The following is a 20,560-nucleotide window of genomic DNA, read 5'->3' as shown; positions in this document are numbered from 1 at the left end:
GGCCATCCGCGCCAACTTGCGGTCCCCCCTTGGGTTTGATCAAATCCGACGTTGATCCGGCTTTTCGGGGTCTCCATGGCCGCGGCGCTGCCTTTACGGGCCGCCCGGCCTTTCCATCTTGGGATCTGGCGGGTATTGCAATGAAGGTCACCGTCGAACGCGCGCAACTGCTGAAGTCGCTTGGCCACGTCCACCGCGTGGTCGAGCGCCGCAACACCATCCCGATCCTTGGCAACGTCCTGGTCCGTGCCGAAAGCGCCCGGCTTTCGCTCAAGGCAACCGACCTCGACCTCGAGGTGACCGAGACGCTGGCGGCGGAAACCGCGACCGGCGGCTCCACCACCGTTCCGGCGCATATGTTTTACGACATCGTGCGCAAACTGCCCGATGGCGCGCAGATCGTTCTCGAAGCCGACGGCGACCGCTCGGTGCTGGCGATCCGGGCCGGCCGTTCGCGCTTCACGCTCCAAACCCTCCCTGAGAGCGACTTCCCGGATCTCGCCGCCGGCGACATGACGCATTCGTTCTCGCTGCCTGCGGCCGACGTCAAGCGCCTGATCGACCGCACGCAATTTGCGATCTCGACCGAAGAAACCCGCTACTACCTCAACGGCATCTATCTGCACACGGCCGGCAGCACCAAGGCTGCAACCTTGCGTGGGGTAGCCACCGACGGACATCGCCTGGCCCAGATCGACCTGGCGCTGCCCGGCGGCGCGGCCGGCATGCCCGGCGTGATCGTGCCGCGCAAGACCGTCGGCGAGGTACAGCGGCTGATCGAGGACAACCAGGCCGAAGTCTCGATCGAGTTGTCGCAAGGCAAGATCCGCTTCACCATCGGCCATGTGGTGCTGACCTCGAAACTGATCGACGGCACGTTTCCGGATTACGGCCGTGTCATCCCGCAGAACAACGACAAGGAACTGATCGTCGACAAGAAGGATTTCGAGGCCGCCGTCGATCGCGTCTCGACCATTTCCAGCGAGCGCGGGCGGGCGGTGAAGCTGGCGCTGTCTCCCGGAAAGCTGGTGCTGTCGGTGACCAATCCGGATTCCGGCAGCGCCACCGAGGAGCTCGAGGTCGAATATGCCGCCGAGGCGCTCGATATCGGATTCAACTCGCGCTATCTGCTCGACATCGCCGCTCAGATCGAAGGCGAAGTCGCGGTGCTGCGCCTGGCCGACCCCGGCTCGCCGACGCTGGTGCAGGACAAGGACCACAAGGGCGCGCTCTACGTGCTGATGCCGATGCGGGTGTGACGATTTCGCGCGAACAAGACCGTGATTGCCCCTCTCCCCTTGTGGGAGAGGGTGGCGCCGAACGAAGTTCGGCGACGGGTGAGGGGTTCGCGCCGCAGGCACCAAACCATAGACCCGTGGCCAAACGCATCCGCGGCTTCGCAAAGAAAATGCGCCACGAGCCTACTGATGCGGAACTGGCGATGTGGCGATTGCTTCGCGACCGGCGGCTCGCGCGTTTCAAATTCCGTCGGCAAGTCCCGTTCCGAAACTTCATTCTCGATTTTGTCTGCTTCGAGAAACGCATTGTCATCGAAATTGATGGGAGTCAGCACGCATCGTCTGTTCGTGATGCGGCACGGGATTCCATCCTTGTGGCGGAGGGTTTTCGAATCGAGCGGTACTGGAACAATGACGGCCTGCAACAACCTTCTGCCGTTCTGGAGGATATATTCGCAAAGCTTGCCGGGCGGTAAGATACCCCTCACCCGTCGCCTCCCTTCGTGAGGCGCCACCCTCTCCCACAAGGGGAGAGGGGAAGAAAAGACCGACGCTCCTTATGACCCCCGCCCGCATCCACCGCCTGTCCCTCACGCATTTTCGCAATTACCGGGCGGCGAGCGTGCAGGCATCGGGCGCTGTCATCGTGCTGGTGGGCCCGAACGGCGCCGGCAAGACCAATTGCTTGGAGGCGATATCATTTCTCTCGCCGGGACGCGGCCTGCGGCGCGCGACGATGGAGGATGTCGCCGACAATCAGGGCGACGGCTCCTGGGCGGTATCGGCCGAGGTTGAGGGCGCGCTCGGGCTCGCCACGCTCGGAACCGGCATCGACGCGCCGGGCACCGAGGCGGCCGCGTCAGGCCGGCGCTGCCGGATCGACCGCGAGACGGTGAGTTCGGCAACGGCGTTCGGCGATCATCTGCGCATGGTGTGGCTGACGCCTTCGATGGACGGGCTGTTCCTCGGCGCCGCTTCCGAACGCCGGCGCTTCTTCGACCGGCTGGTGCTGGCGATCGACAGCGAACATTCCAGCCGGGTCTCGGCGCTGGAGCGCTCGCTGCGCTCGCGCAACCGCCTGCTTGAGGTGCGCAATTACGACGACCATTGGTGCGGCGCCATCGAGCGCGAAACCGCCGAACTGGCCGTGGCCGTAGCCGCCACCCGCGGCCAGACCGTGACCAAGCTTGCCGCCATGCTGCGCCAGCGCGGCGCGGCTTCCGCCTTCCCGTCGGCGCAGATCATGCTGGACGGCTGGATGGAAAACGCGCTGGTCAATGAACCGGCAACGGCGGTCGAGGATCGCTACCGCGAAATCCTGCGCGCCAGCCGCGCCCGCGACGCCGCGGCCGGTCGCACGCTGGACGGCCCTCACCTCACCGACTTGCAGGTGATCTACGCGCCAAAGAACATGCCGGCGCGCGACGCCTCTACCGGCGAGCAGAAGGCGCTGCTGATCGGGCTGGTGCTGGCTCACGCCGCCCTGGTGGCCGAAACGACCGGCATCGTGCCGTTGCTGCTGCTCGACGAAGTCGTGGCGCATCTTGATCCTGCCAGGCGCAAGGCGCTGTTCGACGAACTGGCCGGTCTCGGCGCGCAGGTCTGGATGACCGGCGCCGACCCCGCCGCATTCGCCGACATCGGCGCCGGCGGCGAGATTTTCGACGTGGACGCCGGCCAGGTCAGCCGCCGCGTCTTGGCTCCCTGACCGCGGACCCGCAAGCGTCGCGCCGGCCCGCGGTCGAGGCACCATGCTGGCGCACAAGACATAAAGAAGCCGGCCATTCGGGGGCCAGAAAAGAGGCTCCGAATCGGGCTTTTACAAACCCTTGAAATCGGCCTTTCGGCAGCTTGAAATAGCGATAAAAATTATCATCTAATCAACAAGTTACTGATAGAGAGATTGGGCTAGGCGCAATGCCTCTTTCATGGCACAAATGGATCAATCAGCGCCTCATGCTGCGCAGCTGATTCGGGACACCCTCGAAGGCCTCACATGACAGAACCTGCCCGGCAGACCCCTGCCGACACCAACCATCCCGTTCCCATCGAGTATGGCGCGGAATCGATCCGGGTGTTGAAGGGTCTCGACGCCGTGCGCAAGCGGCCGGGGATGTATATCGGCGATACCGATGACGGGTCCGGCCTGCATCACATGGTCTACGAGGTCGTCGACAACGCGATCGACGAAGCGCTCGCGGGTCATGCCACCGCGGTCGAAGTCGTGCTCAATGCAGACGGCTCGGTGACGGTGCGCGACGACGGTCGCGGCATTCCGGTCGACATTCACAAGGGCGAGGGCATTTCCGCGGCCGAGGTCATCATGACCCAGCTGCACGCGGGCGGAAAGTTCGACCAGAATTCCTACAAGGTTTCCGGCGGCCTGCACGGCGTCGGCGTCTCCGTGGTCAACGCGCTGTCCAGCAAGTTGAAGCTACGGGTCTGGCGCGACGGCAAGGAGCATTACATCGAGTTCGCCCATGGCGACGCGGTGGCCCCGCTCAAGGTCGTCGGCGACGCCAACGGCAAGCGCGGCACCGAGGTGACCTTCCTTGCCTCCACCGAGACGTTCACCAACATCGAGTATGACTTCGCGACGCTGGAGCATCGCCTGCGCGAGCTCGCGTTTCTGAACTCCGGCGTCAATATCGTGCTCTCCGACATGCGCCACGCGGTGGAGAAGCGCGAGGCGATGCGTTACGACGGCGGCGTCGAGGAATTCGTCAAATATCTCGACCGCAACAAGAAGGCGATCGTGCCTTCCCCGATCATGGTCCGCGCCGAATTGAACGATATCGCCGTCGAGGCGGCGCTGTGGTGGAACGACAGCTACCACGAGAACGTGCTGTGCTTCACCAACAACATCCCGCAGCGTGACGGCGGCACCCATCTCGCCGGCTTCCGCGGCGCGTTGACGCGCCAGGTCAACGGCTATGCCGAGGCCAACGCGAAAAAGGAGAAGATCGCGCTGACCGGCGACGATTGCCGCGAGGGTCTTACGGCCGTGCTCTCGGTCAAGGTGCCGGACCCGAAATTCTCCTCGCAGACCAAGGACAAGCTGGTGTCCTCGGAAGTGCGCCCGGTGGTCGAGAACGTCCTCAACGAGGCGCTGGCGGCGTGGTTCGAGGAACATCCGAGCGAAGCGAAAGTCATCGTCGGCAAGGTGATCCAGGCGGCCGCCGCGCGCGAAGCCGCCCGCAAGGCCCGCGAGCTGACCCGCAAGAGCCCGCTCGGCCACGCCTCGCTGCCCGGCAAGCTCGCCGACTGCCAGGAAAAGGACCCCGCCAAATCCGAACTGTTCATCGTCGAGGGCGACTCGGCCGGCGGCAGCGCCAAGATGGGCCGCAACCGCGAATTCCAGGCGGTGCTGCCGCTGCGCGGCAAGATCCTCAATGTCGAGCGGGTCCGCACCGACAAGATGCTGTCCAGCGAACAGATCGGCACGCTGATCACCGCGCTCGGCACCGGCATCAGCGACGATTTCTCGGCTGACAAGCTGCGCTACCACAAGATCATCGTGATGACCGACGCCGACGTCGACGGCGCCCATATCCGCACCCTGCTGCTGACGTTCTTCTATCGCCAGATGCGCGAGCTGATCGACCGCGGCCACCTCTATATCGCCCAGCCGCCGCTCTACAAGGTGACGCGCGGCAAGTCCGAACAGTACCTGAAGGACGAGCGCGCGCTGGAAGACTATTTGATCGCAACCGGCCTCGATGACTGCGTGTTCAAGCCTGCGTCGGGCTCCGAGCGCGCCGGTCGCGACCTGCTGTCGCTGGTGGAGGACGCGCGCATCATCCGCGGCATTCTCGGCAATCTGCACAGCCGCTATAACCGCAAGGTGGTCGAACAGGCCGCGATCGCCGGCGTGCTGAGCCCGAAGATCACCAGCGATGTCGCCACCGCCAATGCGGCCGCCGACTACATCGCCAGGCGCCTCGATGCGCTGGCCGACGAGGTGGAGCGCGGCTGGATCGGGCGCTTCAGCGAGGGCGAAGGCTTCTCGTTCGAGCGCACCGTCCGCGGCGTCAAGGATGTCGCTGTTATCGACGACGCCCTGCTCGGCTCGGCGGATGCGCGCAAGCTCGATGACTACGCGGCAAGGCTGCAGGAGGCCTATCCGAAGCCCGGCCTGTTGCGCCGCAAGGATTCGGAGACGGCGATCCACGGGCCGGTCAGCCTGTTCGAGGCGGTGACCGACGCCGGCCGCAAGGGCGTTTCATTGCAGCGTTACAAAGGCCTCGGCGAGATGAACCCCAGCCAGCTCTGGGAAACCACGCTCGACACCAACGAACGCTCGTTGCTGCAGGTCAAGATCAAGGAGGTCGACGAGGCCGACGACATCTTCACCAAGCTGATGGGTGACGTGGTCGAGCCGCGCCGCGAATTCATCCAGGACAACTCGCTCAGCGCCAATGTCGACGTGTGAGGCACCGAGCGCCCGTGCCTCCCATTCAGTACATCGTTGAAGGCGGCCACCGGCTCTCGGGCACCATCGAGCCGTCCGGCAACAAGAACGCCGCGCTGCCGATCATCGCCGCCGCCCTGCTCACCGAACATCCGGTCACGCTGGAAAACGTGCCGCGGATCCGCGACACCGAGACGCTGGTCGAACTGATCCGCTCGGTCGGCGCATCCGCCGAATGGAAGGCGCGCAACACGCTGGCAATCCACGCCAGGGACGTCCGCGCCGCCGATCTCGATCCCGAGCTGTGCGCGCGGATCAGGGCCTCGATCCTGCTGGCAGGACCGCTACTGGCCCGTTGCGGCGAGGTGGCGCTGCCGCCGCCCGGCGGCGACGTCATCGGCCGGCGGCGGCTGGACACGCATTTTCTGGCCTTCGAGCAGCTCGGCGCCACCGTTACCGCGACGGACCGGCTGGTCTTCCGCGCCGCGAAGCTGAAGGGCGCCGACGTCTTCCTCGACGAGCCCAGCGTCACCGCCACCGAGAACGCGCTGGTGGCGGCGGTCGGCGCCCACGGCGTCACTTATCTGCGAAACGCCGCCTCCGAGCCCCATGTGCAGGATCTCGCGCATTTCCTCGTCGCGCTTGGCGCAAAGATCGAGGGCATCGGCACCAACACCATCATCGTGCACGGCCCGGCGACGCTCGGCGGCGCGCGCTACGCCATCCAGCCCGACCATATCGAGGTCGGCTCGCTGATCGGGCTCGCCGCGGTGACGCGCTCGCCGCTGCGGATCGCGCGGGCCGGCGTCGGGCATTTGCGATCGATCCGGATGGGCTTTGAACGGCTTGGCATCGTCTGCAGCGTCGATGGCGATGACCTGGTGGTGCCATCGGGCCAGACCATGAAAATCCAGGACGATTTCGGCGGCCACGTGCCCAAACTCGAGGACCAGCCGTGGCCGGCGTTCCCGGCCGACCTGATGTCGATCGCCATCGTCACCGCCACGCAGTGCGACGGCGTGATCCTGATGTTCGAGAAGATGTTCGAGTCGCGGATGTTCTTCGTCGACAAGCTGATCTCGATGGGCGCCCGGATCGTGCTGTGCGATCCGCATCGGGCGATCGTGGCGGGACCGAGCCGGCTGCGCGGCGCGCCGATGACCTCGCCCGACATCCGCGCCGGCATGGCCATGCTGCTGGCGGCGGTCGCCGCCGAAGGCACCTCGACCATCAACAACGCCGACCAGATCGAGCGCGGCTACGAGCGCATCGAGGAGCGGCTCAATGCGCTCGGTGCAAAGATCACCCGTGTGCCGGAGCGGGCGCGAAGCGCCTGAACTTGCTATTGCGGCAACAATGAAGCTCCAGGCCGCGGTCGAAGAACGAGTTGTCGGCGGGCTCGTCGGCCGCCTTTCCGGGGAGGGTCAGCTCAGCCGGGTGCCGCGTCATAGGCGCAGCGAAAGCCGACATAGACCGCGAAGAAGTTGGCGGCCTTCCACTGCGCAGCATCCGCGCGCGATTGCTCCGGGCCGTACCACCAGGAGCCACCGGCGGTGAGCGCGTCATCGCCGCGCCGGTCGGCGGTCCACTCCCAGACATTGGCGCCCATGTCGTAGAGGCCATTGACGCCGCGCCGGGTGGTTCCGACCGCCACATGGGCGCGGCGGTTGTTGTTCATGCCGTCAGGCTGGTCGCCAACGGGATAGGCATAGGTGCGACCCTTGACGAACCCGTCCGTCGGCTGGTCGCGCTGCTCGGTGTAGGCGGCGCTTCGCCATTCCGCCATTGACGGCAACCGTCCGCCGGCATGGGCGCAGTAGGCGCTCGCCTCATGCCAGGAGACATGGACCGCAGGTTCGCTGTCTGCGCCCGGCTCACCTTGCGGCCGCTGATAGCTCCACCCGCGACGGCGCGTCCAGCCCGCCGAGAAGTCGAAGCCGCCGCCCTCCCGCTCGGCCACCGTGGTCAGACCGGTTGCGCTGGCGAAGGCACGGAACCGACCAATCGTAACTTCGGCGACGTCCAGGGTGAAGGATCCGATGCGAACGCGCTCAGGCGTTTGCGCCAAGGCTGACGTACCCGCCATCATGGCGATGGCGATCAGCGATGTTGTAACAGTATGCACGGTGTTGTTTCCTTGGTCAGAGCGACGGTGCCCGAATGTGTTTGTAGAATTCGATGAAGTTGTGGTCTGGATCGGGCCGTCACGATTTCGTCCTCCGGCCATGCCAATGTCGTCACATGACAATTCTCGATAGAATCCAGCAAGGGCCGGCCGGCGCCGTGACGGCGCCGAGACATCACCTCGCCATCGAGCTGACCGAGACCCTTCGGCTCGCCGTCCCCATCGCGCTGACGCAGCTCGGCCAGATCGCGATGATGACGACCGACATCGCCTTGATCGGCCGCCTCGGCAGTGAGGCGATGGCCGCGGCCGCGCTGGCGCATACCGTGTTCTTTGTCAGCTTCACCTTCGGCATGGGGCTGGTATCGGCGGTGGCGCCGCTGGCGGCGCAGGCCTTCGGGGCGCGCGATCCGCGCTTGATCCGGCGCTCGCTCCGGGTCGGCATGTGGGCGGCGCTTCTGATCTCGCTGCCGATGATGGCGTTTTCGTTCTTCGGCGAGCCAATCCTGCTCCAGCTCGGCCAGGCGCCGACGGCTGCCCGGCTCGCGCAGGAATATCTGCATGGCCTGTCCTGGAGCATCCTGCCCGCGTTGTGGTTCATGGCCCTCCGCGGCTTCATGAGCGCGATCCACCGCCCCGAGCCGATCCTGTGGATCACCCTGGCGGCGATTCCGGCCAATGCGGTGCTGGTCTATCTCCTGCTGTATGGAGCGCACGGCCTGCCGGAACTCGGCCTGTTCGGCGCCGGCCTGGCGACCTCGATCGTCAATCTCGGCACCTTCCTGGCCGGCCTGTGGTTTGCCGTGCGTCGCCGCCCGTTCCGGAAATATCAGGTGCTCGGCCGTTTCTGGCGCGTCGACTGGCCGCTGATGCGGCGGCTCATCGTCATCGGCGCGCCGATCTCGCTCTCGTTCCTGCTGGAATACGGCCTGTTCGGCGCCGCCGGCCTGCTGATGGGCGTGATCAGCACGACGGCGCTGGCCGCGCACCAGATCGCGCTGCAGGTCGCCGCCATCCTTTTCATGGTGCCGTTCGGCATCGGCATGGCCGCCACCGTGCGGGTCGGCCATGCGATTGGCCGCGGCGACGCCGGTGCGGTCCGTCGCGCGGGCTATGTCGCCATCTGGCTCGGCATCGTGCTTGTCGCCATCCTCACGCTCGCCGTGATCATGGGCCGCTTCGGGATCGCCGCGATTTTCCTCGGCGCAAGCACCGATGCCGCCGCGGCGCTCTCCGCGACGCTGCTGCTGGTGGGATCGACCTTCTTCATCGCCGACGGCATCCAGACCGTCGCCGCCGGCGCGCTACGCGGCATGAACGACACGCGGATACCGCTGTTGTTCGCCACCCTCAGCTACTGGCTGACCGGCTTCACCAGCGCCTGGTGGCTTGGTTTCCAGACGCCTTGGGGCGCGGTCGGCGTCTGGATCGGGCTGTCGGTCGGAACCGCTTCCTATGCCGTTCTTCTCCTGCTCCGCTTCCGCCTGCTGGCAGGCAGGCTCGCCTCCCAATGACCGTCCGCGAGGTAGCACCTGCCGTTGATGCCGACGCGCTGCTGACCGGAGCGCAGTTCGCTGACGCCTTCCGCATCGAGGTCGGCGATTGCGAACTCGATGCCCGGCGCGCGGCGGAGCGAATGATGGCGCGTCAACCGCGATGGGCCGAGGCGCTGTTGTCGCTGCGCAATATCCTGGTGTCGCCGCTGGGGTTGAAAACGTCGGGGGCAAGCCCGGCCGCGCCGGAGGACATGACAATGGACATGATCGGTATATTTCCGGTCGTGAGCCAGACGCCCGATCGCCTCGTCGCCGGCTTTAACGACCGCCATCTGGATTTTCGCGTCGTGGTGGACGTGACGACGTCCGGCGGCGTCCGGCAAGTCACCGCGACAACACTGGTCAGGACGCACAACCGGCTTGGCCGGACCTATCTCGCAATCATCCTGCCGTTTCATCGGCGGATCGTGGCGGCCCTGCTACGTCAGGTCGCGGGCTGAACATCATGCCGAGGCCAGCATGCAGGCAAGCGATCCATGCTCCCGCGCGATCCGCTGGATTGCGTCGCCAGGCGCGCAATGACAAGCTCGGAGGCCTTCCCGTACGATGGGGCCGCCCATGACACTGTCCGTCGATTTGTTCTTCTCGTTTCGCAGCCCCTACAGTTACATTGCACTACCCAGGGCGACGCGGATGGCCGGCGACTATGATGTGAACGTCAATCTGCGAGCGGTCTATCCGCTGGCGGTGCGCGTGCCCGGCTTCTTCAAGCGCGCCAATCCGCAGTTCGCCCGCTACGTCGTGCTGGACGCGCGCCGTGTCGCCGAGCACGAGAACATCCCGTTCCGCTTTCCGCGGCCTGACCCCATCGTGCAGGACATGACCACGCTCGATGTCGCCGAGCACCAGCCCTACATCCACCGCCTGACCCGGCTGGCGGCTGCCGCGCAGGCCGAGGGGCGCGCGCTGCCATTGGCCTACGCCATCGGCAGGGTGCTGTGGGACGGCAGTGTCTCGGGTTGGAACGAGGGTGATCACCTGGCCAAGGCGGCGACGGAAGCGGGCTTCGATCTGGCCGCCATGGACGCGGCCGTCAGCGCTGATCCCGACCGCTACGAGCGGATCATTGCCGACAATGAGCAGGCCCACGCCGCATCGGGCCATTGGGGGGTGCCGACCTTCGTGTTCGAGAACGAGCCGTTCTTCGGCCAGGACCGCGTCGATCTCCTGATCTGGCGCATGAAAAGCAGGGGGCTGACCCGCCGTAACTGATGTTGACGAGACCAGGAGGCGGTCGTACCAAAATCAACGACGAAGCAATCCATCAGGACCATCGCTGGTGTAGTCGATTTGCTTCGCCTTGCTCGTAACGACGAGGAAATGAGGGACAACGCCGTGGCCAACGAAACCGCAACGCTCGCAGCCTATGTCGCCGACCTCAGGTTCGACGACATCCCGCCGGAGGTCCTGGCGCGCGCCAAGGTGCTGACGCTGGATTTCCTCGGCAGCACGATCCGGGCGCGTCGCGACGCGGAATCGACGCCCGCGCTGCTCAAGATGCTGGAGGCGCTGGCGCTCGACGGCAAGGGCGATTCCACCGTGTTCGGCGATGCCAAGACCTGGACCCCCGCGGTCGCCGCGCTCCTGAACGGCGCGCTCGGCCACTCCCTTGATTTCGACGATACGCATGCGGACTCCTCGCTACATCCGAGCGCGCCGGTGGTGCCGGCGGCGTTTGCGGTCGGCGAGATGGTCGGCGCCTCCGGCCGCGACGTGCTGACCGCGATCGTGGCCGGCTACGAAGTGTGCTGCCGGCTCGGCAACGCGCTCGATCCGACCTCGCATTATGCGCGCGGATTTCATCCGACCGCGACGGCCGGAACCTACGGCGCCGCTGCCGCAGCGGGCAAGCTGCTCGGGCTGTCAAAGGACCAGATCATATCCGCCTTCGGCGTTTCCGGCAGCCAGGCTGCGGGCTCGCTGCAGTTCCTGGTCAACGGCGCCTGGAACAAGCGCTACCAGGTCGGGGCGGCTGCGATGAACGGGGTCATCGCCGCCACGCTCGCCCGCAACAACTTTGTCGGCTCGAGCGAATCGGTCGAGGGCAAGCATGGCCTCTTGGTCGGCTACAGCGACGACGCGCATCCGGACAAGGCGATCGCCGGGCTCGGCAAGATCTACGAGACGCTCAAGATCGGCGTAAAGCCTTACCCGAGCTGCCGCTATACCCATGCCGCGCTCGACGCGCTGATCGCGATGCGTCGCGAGCACAATCTGACGCCGGACCAGATCAGGCGCGTCGAGATCGGCCTGCACCGCAACGGCATCACGCTCACGGGAGATGCCGCCACCAAGCGCCATCCGACCTCGATCGTCGGCGGGCAGTTCTCGATGTTCTTCACCGGCGCGCTGGCGCTCGACCAGGGCCGGTTCGGCTGGGACGATTACGATCGGCTCGGCGATGCCGCGGTGAATGCGCTCGCCGACAAGTTCGATGTGGTGCAGGACGATCGCCTGGAGATCGGCCGCACCCACCCCTTTGGCGCGCGCGTCTCCATCACAACGGAGGACGGCGTGCATGAGCGGCTTTATCCCGATCCCTCCGGCGAGCCGAATTCGTTTCCGGACGCGCAGGCGATGCAGCAGAAATTCCTCACGCTGGCCCGCCCGGTGCTCAACAATCGCGCCGATCAGTTCGCCGACGCGATCCTGTCGCTGGAACGGTTTGATCGGGTCTCGCAGGCGACGCAACTCGGGCGGCAGTAGCGGCCCGGAGCTCTATCCCCGCCATGTCGCCCTCGAAGTGACCCAGACATCGGCGAGGTGGCCGAACAATTCCACCTCGTCAGCTTTGCTTGCCCCGAGCCGGCGCGCCACACCCTGCGAGGCGGTGTTTTCACGATCGATGCTGTGGACGATTCGATCGACGTCGAAGGTCGCAAATGCCCAATCGATCGAGGCCCGCGCCGCCTCGACGGCATAACCCTTGCCGCGAAATTCGCGGGCGATGCCCCAACCGACTTCAAAGCCAGGCCAGCCGGGCGGCGACCACGGCCCGACCCGCCCGGCGAACTTGCCGGAGGATTTCTCCTCGACCACGAACATGCCGACGCCGTGCAGGACCCAGTGTCCCGCCATCACCGCCGCATGCCGCCAGCCTATCATTTCGTCAACGACCGGCTTGCCGTCCACCGTGATGAAGCGCGCGGTGCCGGGATCCGACAGCATCGCGGCATAAGGCGCGATGTCGCACCCCTGCCAGGGCCGCAGCAGCAGCCGCTCGGTCTCGATCACGGGGCCATTGGCTTGCGGAATTCTGACGCCGGGCCTGAGCGGAGCGATCATCGGTTTCCTCGATCACGGTTTGTCATTCACGTCGTGGCCGGGCTTGACCCGGCCATCCACGTCTTATTTCCTTGTCGGCATAGAAGACGTGGATGCCCGGGACAACCCCGGGCACGACGACTCAGTGCAACAACACCCGCTATGATCGCCGTAAACTTCCCGGAGCCCCCATGAGTTGGCAACCCTCGAACGATCCCGTGCTCGGCGATCCCCAATCCTGCGACGCGCTCGATCTTGTGATCGTGCCGCGCACCCGCGATCTCGGCGACGGCTTTGCGGTGCGGCGCGCGCTGCCGCACGGCAAGCGGCAGATGGTCGGCCCGTTCATCTTCTTCGATCATTTCGGCCCGGTGCAGTTCATGGCCGGCAAGGGCATGGACGTGCGGCCGCATCCACATATCGGGCTTGCCACCGTCACCTACCTGTTCGACGGCAGCATCCTGCACCGCGACAGCGAGGGCAACATCCAGGAGATTCAGCCCGGCGCCATGAACCTGATGACGGCGGGACGCGGTATCGCGCATTCCGAACGCACGCCCGACGTGCAGCGGCGCGACGGACAGAAGATGCTGGGCCTGCAAAGCTGGATCGCGCTGCCGGCCGGCTCCGAGGAAATCGCGCCGTCGTTCCAGCATTATGCGGCAGAGAGCCTGCCGACCGTGCAGGACAACGGCTTTACGGCGCGCATTATCGCGGGCGCGTCTTTCGGGGTGAAGTCCCCGGTCAGTATGGTGTCGCCCTGGTTCTATACCGAGGTGACCGCGCAGGCCGGAACCTCGGTGCCGCTCGACCCCGACCATGAGGAGCGCGCGATCTACCTGATTGAGGGCGAGATCGAGATCGCCAACGAACGCTACGAGGGGCCGCGCCTTTTGATTTTCCGCCCCGGCGACCGCATCACCGTCAGGGCGCTCAAGCCGACCCGGATGATGTTCCTCGGCGGCGACGCGCTGGAAGGCCCGCGTCACATCTGGTGGAATTTCGTCTCCTCCAGCAAGGAGCGGATCGAGCAGGCCAAACAGGACTGGAAAACCGGGCGCTTTGCCGCGGTTCCGCAGGAACACGAGTTCATTCCGCTGCCGGAGTGAGCTATGGCTGCGCATCCTCATGCGCGCCCGCGCCGGCCCACCCGCCCGAAAGCCTGACTGGATGAACGCGATGCACGCCAGCGACTTGCCCTTGCCACGGATCGGCCGCGGCAAGGTCCGCGACATCTATGCCGTCGGCGACGACCGCGTGCTGCTGCTTACCACCGACCGCATCAGCGCTTTCGACGTGGTGATGGCCGAGACCATCCCGATGAAGGGCGCGGTACTGACACAGATCAGCGCCTGGTGGTTCCGCCAACTCGGGGGCGTAACGCCGCACCACATGATCAGCGCCGATGCCGACGACATCATTCGCGAGGCGCCCGCACTGAAGCCTCACCGCGCCGACATTGCGGGCCGCGCGATGCTGTGCCGGCGTACCACGGTATTCCCGGTCGAATGCGTGATCCGCGGCTATATCTCGGGCTCGGCCTGGAAGGAATATTCTGCGTCCGGCACGCTGGCCGGCGAGAAGCTGAAACCCGGACTGGTCGAAAGCCAGAAGCTCGAGCCCGCGATTTTCAGCCCGGCGACCAAGGCCGAGACCGGGCACGACGAGAACATCACGGTGGCGCGGGTGCGCCAGCTGTTGGGGGACGAGGTCGCGGAGAAGCTCGAGCGCATGGCGCGCGCGATCTATGCGTTCGGCGAACAGACCGCGCGCAAGCGGGGCATCATCATCGCCGACACCAAGTTCGAGTTCGGCCGCGACAGCGACGGCCGTATCATCCTGATCGACGAGGTGATGACCCCCGACAGTTCGCGGTTCTGGGCCGCCGACGTCTACCAGCCGGGCCAGCCGCAGCCGAGCTTCGACAAGCAGCCACTGCGCGACTATCTCGACGCCGAGCGCCGCGCCGGCCGCTGGAACGGCGACGCCCCGCCGCCGCCACTGCCTGAGAGCGTGGTAGCCGCCACCAGCAAGCGCTACCTCGAAGCCTATCGGCGGGTGACGGGGGATGATCTGAAGGTCTAACCTCGTCTTTGCGAGCGAAGCGAAGCAATCCATTCCTTCCCCTGCGCCGACATGGATTGCTTCGCTTCGCTCGCATTGACGCATGGATACGGGATTGCCGTGCACATCGGTCTGGTGCGAAACTCGCTGGCGAAAACAATCGGAGCGCCCCATGACCGACGCCGATGCCGTACTCGTCGAACGCGATGGCCCGGTGACCATCGTCTCCATCAACCGTCCGCATTGCCGCAACGCCGTCGACGGCGCGACCGCGCGCGAGCTGTATGACGCGTTCCTCGCCTTTGACGCCGACGAGGCGGCGTCCGTCGCCGTGTTCACGGGCATCGGCGGTTACTTCTGCGCCGGCGCCGACCTCAAGGCGGTGGCATCGGGCGATCCCAACAAGAAGCGCGAGATCGGCGGCCATGATTCGATTGCGCCGATGGGACCGAGCCGGCTGCGGCTCTCGAAGCCCGTGATCGCGGCGGTCGAAGGCTTTGCGGTAGCCGGCGGCATGGAACTGGCGCTGTGGGCCGACATGCGCGTGGTCGCCGAGGACGCCACCTTCGGTATCTTCTGCCGCCGCTTCGGCGTACCGCTGATCGATCTGGGCACGATTCGCCTGCCGCGGCTGATCGGCCATTCGCAGGCCATCGACCTGATCCTCACCGGACGCCCGGTCGGTGGTGCGGAAGCCCTGCGCATGGGGTTAGCCAATCGCCTCGTGCCCAAGGGCGAGGCTCGCGCGCAGGCGATTGGGCTCGCCAGGGACATCGCCCGCTTTCCGCAAACCTGCCTGCGCGCCGACCGGCTGTCGGCGCTGCGGCAATGGGACCTCGGCGAGGAAGAGGCCATCGCCGAGGAAATGCGCGGCGGGCTGGCGGTGATCGCCTCGGGCGAGACGCTGTCCGGCGCGGCGCGATTCGCCTCCGGTATCGGCCGCCACGGCGCGTTCGCGAGCGAGGCCGTTCGGGACTGACCGGGCCCGTCGGAGCCGCGTCATCCGCCGGCGCGCGCCGACGTTCCGTCCGCACGATCGACCCGATCCAGCGCAAGGAGCAGCGAGGCTACGCGGTTGGCGGAGGCGGCCCATTCCGCAAGGCGGGCGTAATTATCGGTGAACCAGTTGAACGCGGACTGCACCACGACAAAGGCCGCGGCGGCCTGGACCACCTCCCCGAGGCTCATGCTGCCGGCGAGATATTTCGGCATGCACAGCAGCAGGCCGACGATCGGCGTAACCAAAGTACCGGAATGGGTGACAAGCGTCATCCGCATCAACTGCCAGCAATAGATCCGCCAGATCGCGATCACCGCCTTCAGCGCGGCGCCGATCGTGTGACGCGCGTCCTTGTGATCAGACTCCGCGATCCCCTCACCGCTCTCGCGCAAATGCGTTCCAATCGACCGCAGCTCGGCTTCGGCCCGCTTGTTTTCCTCGATCACCCGCGTCAGGTGGCCGGCGATGAGGAAGATCGAGGCCGAAAGCATCGCTGAATATGCGATGACGGCGAAGACGAGGTAACCGGGGATGGAGAGCGCGAACCCGCCGAGTTCGATGGCCACGCCGTCTCCCACGGACCACAGGACGCCGATGAACGTCACCGCTGTCAGCAGCGACGAAAGCAGCCCAAGCATGAGATCAACCGGAAAGTCGGTTGCGATCCGGGCGTCCTCGGCGATGCGGTATTCCGGCGCCTGATAATCGCCCGAAACAAACCTGAGCCGCTTATAGCGATCATCATGCAGCCAGTAATCATAGAGACGATTGCTGAGCCATTCCCGCCAGCGGCGCTGCAGCGTCATGCGCGCCCATACCGAAAAGATCGCCAAAGCGAGGCTGGCCGCGGCCAGCGGCACGAACCGCATCGCCTGGGTCCAGAGCCCGGCCTGATCCTTCGCCCCGATGGCGTCGAAAAAATCCCGGTTCCAGTAATTCAGCCGGTATTGCGTGATCAGTTGCAGCAGGATGGTTGCGACCAGCGCGGCGACCAGGAACCATGCCCGCCACGCCGACCGGCCTCGCCAGAATCCGGACGCGCTCTGCCAGAATCGGGAGAGCAGTTCCCTCTCGTTCGGCGCAGAATGGGTCCCGTTCAACACCTTCGGTTCGCCTAGCATGGGGCAGCGGCCCCAAATGGCTTCTTCTTTATAAACAATAGCCCTTGGCCGGCGCGGCCTTTTGACCTGCGTCAATTCAATAACGCCGCGCAGCCATCCGGCGTCCGGCCCATTACCTCATCTGCAAGACGTCGCCTATATCCCCGCCATCATCACGTATTTGATCTCGACATATTCCTCCATGCCGTGATGCGAGCCTTCGCGGCCAAGGCCGCTCTCCTTCACCCCGCCGAAGGGGGCGACTTCGGTGGTGATCAGGCCGGTGTTGACGCCGACCATGCCGGACTCCAGCGCCTCGGCGACGCGCCAGACCCGGCCGAGATCGCGCGAGTAGAAATAGGACGCAAGGCCGAACGGCGAGTTGTTGCACATCGCGATCACCTCGGCCTCGTCCTTGAACCGAAACACCGGCGCCAGCGGCCCGAAGGTTTCCTCATGCGCCACCAGCGCGTCCGGCTTCACATTCGAAAGCACCGTCGGCTCGAAGAAGCTGCCGCCGAGCGCATGACGCTTGCCGCCGGTGACGATTTTCGCGCCGCCCTTGACCGCGTTCGCGATGTGCTTCTCGACCTTGTCGACCGCCTCCATGTTGATCAGGGGTCCCTGCACCACGCCGGCTTCCGTGCCGTCCCCGATCTTCATCGCCGCCACCTTCCTAGACAGCTTCTCGACGAACTCGTCGTAGATTTTGTCCTGGGCGTAGAGGCGGTTGGCGCAGACGCAGGTCTGACCCATGTTGCGGTACTTCGAGACCATCGCGCCCTCGACCGCGGCGTCGATATCGGCGTCGTCGAACACCACGAAGGGCGCGTTGCCGCCGAGTTCGAGGCCAAGCTTCTTCACCCCGACGGCGGCCTGCTGGTACAGAATCTTGCCGACCTCGGTCGAGCCGGTGAAGCCGATGAAGCGCACCGCGGGATGTTCGCACAACACCTTGCCGATCGCGGACGAATTGCCGGTCAGGATGTTGAACACGCCCTTGGGTACGCCGGCCTTCTCCGCGAGCGCCACAAGCGCCAGCGCGGTCAGCGGCGTTTCATTGGCGGGCTTGAGCACCACCGTGCAGCCCGCGGCGAGCGCCGGCGAGACTTTTCGGGTGATCATCGAGCACGGGAAATTCCACGGCGTGATGGCGCCGCAGACGCCGATCGGCTGCTTGATCGCGAGCAGGCGGGCGTCCGGCCGCTGGGTCGGAATGGTTTCGCCATAGACGCGGCGGGCTTCCTCGGCGAAAAATTCGACATAGGCGCCGCCGATATCGACCTCGCCGAGCGCCTCTGCCAGCGGCTTGCCCTGTTCTGACGTCAGGATCAGGGCCAGATCCTCGCGGTTGGCGATGATCAGGTCGAACCATTTGCGCAGGATGTTGGAACGCTGCTTGGCGGTGAGCCTGGCCCAGGCCGGAAACGCCCGCTCGGCGGCATCCACCGCCTGGGTCGCTTCCGCCGTGCTCAAAGCCGGCACCTTGGCGAGTTCGATCCCGTTGACGGGATTGGTAACCGGGCGCGACGGCGTGCCGACCCAGGCGCCGTCGATGTAGCAGCGGTCGCGCAGCAGCGAGGGATCCTTGAGGCGATCGCGCAGCGAGGGCTGGGATTGCGAAGCGCGGGCGGCAACGGGCGGGTTCATGGCGTCACTCCTCGGATTTTCTCAGGGGTTGATCTGAGTATAGGCCCAAACCGCCGGCAATGCATCGGCTGCTGACGCGGGGGCGCTTCAAGCTAAGTTGAGGCCCCGTCATTCCGGGATGGTGCGCCAGCACCAGACCTCAGGTGCGCAATTGCGCACCGGGGAATCTCGAGATTCCGGGTTCGATGCTTTCGCATCGCCCCGGAATGACTGCACCTGTTCAGGCAGCGCCGCTCATGTAGGTTTCGCGACGTCCGATCATGCGCTGGGCGGCGGCCTTGGCATCGGCCTTCGAGGACGTCGCGCAGGTCCGGTACTCGAGGTCAGGCGATTGCGCCGTCTCGCGGCGGCCGAACCATGACTTGGAACCGACCGGGAGCTGGGCCAACGCCTGCGCGACGTTGTCCACCGCCTCAAACGAGTGCAGCGCGCCGCTTCCGGCATAGCGGACTTCAAACAGGCCGGGGCCGATCGGCGCCTCGATGTTCTCGCTGCGTCCAAGCCGGGGATACCGCTTCCAATCGCTCCAGGTCGAAATCATCGCACCGTCCTCGCAAACGTTCAGGGCGCCAACCATGTCGGTCAATCATGCCGCCCGCAGGCATCGTTTAGGCTGAAATATGAACGCGTTACCGAAAAAACAGCCGCATCGGGAATCTCTATGGAATCAACGTTACCGTGGAACGGCCGGGACGGTCATCGACAATGCCGCGCATCCACCGCGAATTGTGGCGCAGTGTTGCCATTTTGCGTCGCGCGACCGACCCACTCCGCGGATTGATCACGAGATCGCGACCTCGCCCGCGCAATTTTACAAGTGCTTGCGGGACGCGCCCGGCGGAGAGAAGATCGCCGCGCTTCATAACATAACAAGACACAGCGGGAGGTGACCCATGCAAGGCAAAGCCCAGATCGACCAAATTCTGCGTCAGAAATGCGAGGCCGGGGAACTCCCCGGCGTGGTGGCGATGGCAGCGACCGGAAACGAGGTGATTTATCAGGGCGCGTTCGGCAAGCGCGACCTCGCCAGGGGCGATGCCATGACCGCCGACAGCGTGTTCTGGATCGCCTCCATGACCAAGGCGATCACCACCGCGGCGGGCATGCAACTCGTCGAGCAGGGCAAGCTCGCGCTCGATGAGCCGATCGGAAAACTGCTGCCCGATCTGGCCGCCCCGCAGGTGCTGGAAGGGTTTGACGCCAAGGGCGAGCCGAAGCTGCGCGCGGCGAAGAAGCCGATCACGCTGCGGCAATTGATGACCCACACCGCCGGCTTCGCCTACAACATGTGGAACGGCGACTGCGCGCAATATCTGGAGAAGACCGGAACCCCGGCCATCACCACCTGCCAGAACGCGGCGCTGAAGACGCCGCTCATGAGCGACCCCGGCACGCGCTGGGAATACGGCACCAACATCGACTTCGTCGGCAAGGCGGTCGAAGCCGTCAGCGGCCAGCGGCTCGACGCCTATCTGCGCGACCATCTGCTGGCCCCGCTCGGCATGAACGACACCGGCTTCAAGATCACGGATCAGATGCGCCAGCGGCTGGTCGGCATGCATGCGCGCGGCGAAGACGGGTCGCTGGCATCGATCCCGTTCGAGCTGGAGCAGAACCCGGAATTCCACATGGGCGGCGGCGGCCTCTACGGCACCGCGGCCGACTACATCAAGTTCACCCAGATGATCCTCAACAAGGGCCGCGGCAATGGCAACCAGGTGCTGAAGCCGGAGACGGTGGCGCTGATGAGCCAGAACAACATCGGCGAGCTCAGCATGGGCAAGATGACCACGGTGGCGCCGGTCTATACTAACGACGTCGATCTCTATCCCGACATGGTCAAGAAGTGGGGGCTCTCCTTCCTGATCACTACCGCCAGAACGCCGGAGGGCCGCAGCGCCGGCAGCCTGGCCTGGGCCGGCCTCGCCAACACCTATTTCTGGATCGACCCCGCGCGCAACGTCGCCGGCGTGATCCTGATGCAGCTGTTGCCGTTCGCCGACGGCAAATGCCTGGAGGCGTTCGCCGGCTTCGAGCGCGCGGTCTATGCCGGGCTGGATGCCGGGCAGAAGGCGGCGTAGGGAGATCGGCTGGAGGCCGTCATTGCACGCCGGCGTTCGGTCACCTCGCCCCGCTTGCGGGGAGAGGTCGG

18 protein-coding genes are annotated in these 20,560 nt (G+C 65.6%); 13 read left to right on the top strand and 5 right to left on the bottom strand.

Features of this window, described 5'->3' with window-relative positions:
* The first annotated feature begins 140 nt into the window (after positions 1-140).
* The 5 genes from dnaN (at position 141) to murA (ending at position 6,986) form a co-directional block, all read left to right on the top strand.
* Positions 141-1,259, top strand: a complete 1,119-nt coding sequence (dnaN, locus tag Q0D31_RS07600; protein WP_291847808.1) for a DNA polymerase III subunit beta — start codon at positions 141-143, stop codon at positions 1,257-1,259.
* 116 nt (positions 1,260-1,375) lie between these two features.
* Complete coding sequence (locus tag Q0D31_RS07595; protein WP_291847805.1) at positions 1,376-1,714, top strand: endonuclease domain-containing protein; 339 nt, start codon at positions 1,376-1,378, stop codon at positions 1,712-1,714.
* Between the two features lie 83 nt (positions 1,715-1,797).
* The gene (gene recF / locus Q0D31_RS07590) at positions 1,798-2,946 is read left to right on the top strand and encodes a DNA replication/repair protein RecF (RefSeq protein WP_291847802.1); all 1,149 of its coding nucleotides are present in this window, start codon (positions 1,798-1,800) and stop codon (positions 2,944-2,946) included.
* Between the two features lie 288 nt (positions 2,947-3,234).
* The gene (gyrB, locus tag Q0D31_RS07585; RefSeq protein ID WP_291847798.1) at positions 3,235-5,670 is read left to right on the top strand and encodes a DNA topoisomerase (ATP-hydrolyzing) subunit B; all 2,436 of its coding nucleotides are present in this window, start codon (positions 3,235-3,237) and stop codon (positions 5,668-5,670) included.
* A 14-nt stretch (positions 5,671-5,684) separates the two neighbouring features.
* Positions 5,685-6,986, top strand: a complete 1,302-nt coding sequence (murA, locus tag Q0D31_RS07580) for a UDP-N-acetylglucosamine 1-carboxyvinyltransferase (protein ID WP_291847795.1) — start codon at positions 5,685-5,687, stop codon at positions 6,984-6,986.
* A 92-nt stretch (positions 6,987-7,078) separates the two neighbouring features.
* Here murA and Q0D31_RS07575 read toward each other — a convergent pair whose 3' ends face one another.
* Entirely contained in the window at positions 7,079-7,774 is a 696-nt protein-coding gene (locus Q0D31_RS07575) for a formylglycine-generating enzyme family protein (protein ID WP_291847791.1), read from the bottom strand.
* A gap of 116 nt (positions 7,775-7,890) precedes the next feature.
* On the opposite strand from Q0D31_RS07575, the gene Q0D31_RS07570 reads away from it, so the two are divergent.
* The 4 genes from Q0D31_RS07570 to Q0D31_RS07555 all read left to right on the top strand — a co-directional run bounded on the left by Q0D31_RS07570 (position 7,891) and on the right by Q0D31_RS07555 (position 12,036).
* Entirely contained in the window at positions 7,891-9,288 is a 1,398-nt protein-coding gene (locus Q0D31_RS07570) for an MATE family efflux transporter (RefSeq protein ID WP_291847787.1), read from the top strand.
* Positions 9,285-9,770, top strand: coding sequence for a DUF2867 domain-containing protein (locus tag Q0D31_RS07565; RefSeq protein WP_291847784.1), 486 nt, complete (start codon positions 9,285-9,287; stop codon positions 9,768-9,770). The genes Q0D31_RS07570 and Q0D31_RS07565 overlap by 4 nt, the downstream gene beginning before the upstream one ends.
* Before the next feature lie 118 nt (positions 9,771-9,888).
* On the top strand, positions 9,889-10,542 hold the full coding sequence (locus Q0D31_RS07560) for a DsbA family protein (protein ID WP_291847781.1): 654 nt from the start codon (positions 9,889-9,891) through the stop codon (positions 10,540-10,542).
* A 123-nt stretch (positions 10,543-10,665) separates the two neighbouring features.
* A complete protein-coding gene (locus Q0D31_RS07555; protein ID WP_291847778.1) occupies positions 10,666-12,036 on the top strand; it encodes an MmgE/PrpD family protein in 1,371 nt (456 codons plus the stop codon).
* 12 nt (positions 12,037-12,048) lie between these two features.
* Here the strand turns inward: Q0D31_RS07555 and Q0D31_RS07550 are convergent, their stop codons facing one another.
* On the bottom strand, positions 12,049-12,615 hold the full coding sequence (locus Q0D31_RS07550; RefSeq protein WP_291847775.1) for a GNAT family N-acetyltransferase: 567 nt from the start codon (positions 12,613-12,615) through the stop codon (positions 12,049-12,051).
* 170 nt (positions 12,616-12,785) lie between these two features.
* On the opposite strand from Q0D31_RS07550, the gene Q0D31_RS07545 reads away from it, so the two are divergent.
* The 3 genes from Q0D31_RS07545 to Q0D31_RS07535 all read left to right on the top strand — a co-directional run bounded on the left by Q0D31_RS07545 (position 12,786) and on the right by Q0D31_RS07535 (position 15,637).
* On the top strand, positions 12,786-13,703 hold the full coding sequence (locus Q0D31_RS07545) for a pirin family protein (protein WP_291847772.1): 918 nt from the start codon (positions 12,786-12,788) through the stop codon (positions 13,701-13,703).
* 61 nt (positions 13,704-13,764) lie between these two features.
* Entirely contained in the window at positions 13,765-14,679 is a 915-nt protein-coding gene (locus Q0D31_RS07540) for a phosphoribosylaminoimidazolesuccinocarboxamide synthase (RefSeq protein ID WP_291847769.1), read from the top strand.
* A 151-nt stretch (positions 14,680-14,830) separates the two neighbouring features.
* Entirely contained in the window at positions 14,831-15,637 is an 807-nt protein-coding gene (locus Q0D31_RS07535; RefSeq protein WP_291847766.1) for a crotonase/enoyl-CoA hydratase family protein, read from the top strand.
* 20 nt (positions 15,638-15,657) lie between these two features.
* On the opposite strand, the gene Q0D31_RS07530 is transcribed toward Q0D31_RS07535, so the two are convergent.
* The 3 genes from Q0D31_RS07530 to Q0D31_RS07520 all read right to left on the bottom strand — a co-directional run bounded on the left by Q0D31_RS07530 (position 15,658) and on the right by Q0D31_RS07520 (position 18,949).
* A complete protein-coding gene (locus Q0D31_RS07530) occupies positions 15,658-16,779 on the bottom strand; it encodes an SbmA/BacA-like family transporter (RefSeq protein ID WP_291847763.1) in 1,122 nt (373 codons plus the stop codon).
* Between the two features lie 135 nt (positions 16,780-16,914).
* Positions 16,915-18,408, bottom strand: a complete 1,494-nt coding sequence (locus tag Q0D31_RS07525; protein WP_291847760.1) for an NAD-dependent succinate-semialdehyde dehydrogenase — start codon at positions 18,406-18,408, stop codon at positions 16,915-16,917.
* Positions 18,409-18,628: 220 nt separating this feature from the next.
* The gene (locus Q0D31_RS07520; protein ID WP_291848163.1) at positions 18,629-18,949 is read right to left on the bottom strand and encodes a hypothetical protein; all 321 of its coding nucleotides are present in this window, start codon (positions 18,947-18,949) and stop codon (positions 18,629-18,631) included.
* A 352-nt stretch (positions 18,950-19,301) separates the two neighbouring features.
* Here Q0D31_RS07520 and Q0D31_RS07515 point away from each other — a divergent pair, with 352 nt between their 5' ends.
* Positions 19,302-20,489 (top strand): serine hydrolase domain-containing protein, encoded by a 1,188-nt coding sequence (locus Q0D31_RS07515; RefSeq protein WP_291847757.1) that lies wholly within the window; start codon positions 19,302-19,304, stop codon positions 20,487-20,489.
* Positions 20,490-20,560 lie beyond the last annotated feature (71 nt).

Source organism: Bradyrhizobium sp., from assembly GCF_022844465.1.
Taxonomy (GTDB): Bacteria; Pseudomonadota; Alphaproteobacteria; order Rhizobiales; family Xanthobacteraceae; genus Bradyrhizobium.
This window is presented reverse-complemented; position numbering and strand designations above follow the sequence as displayed.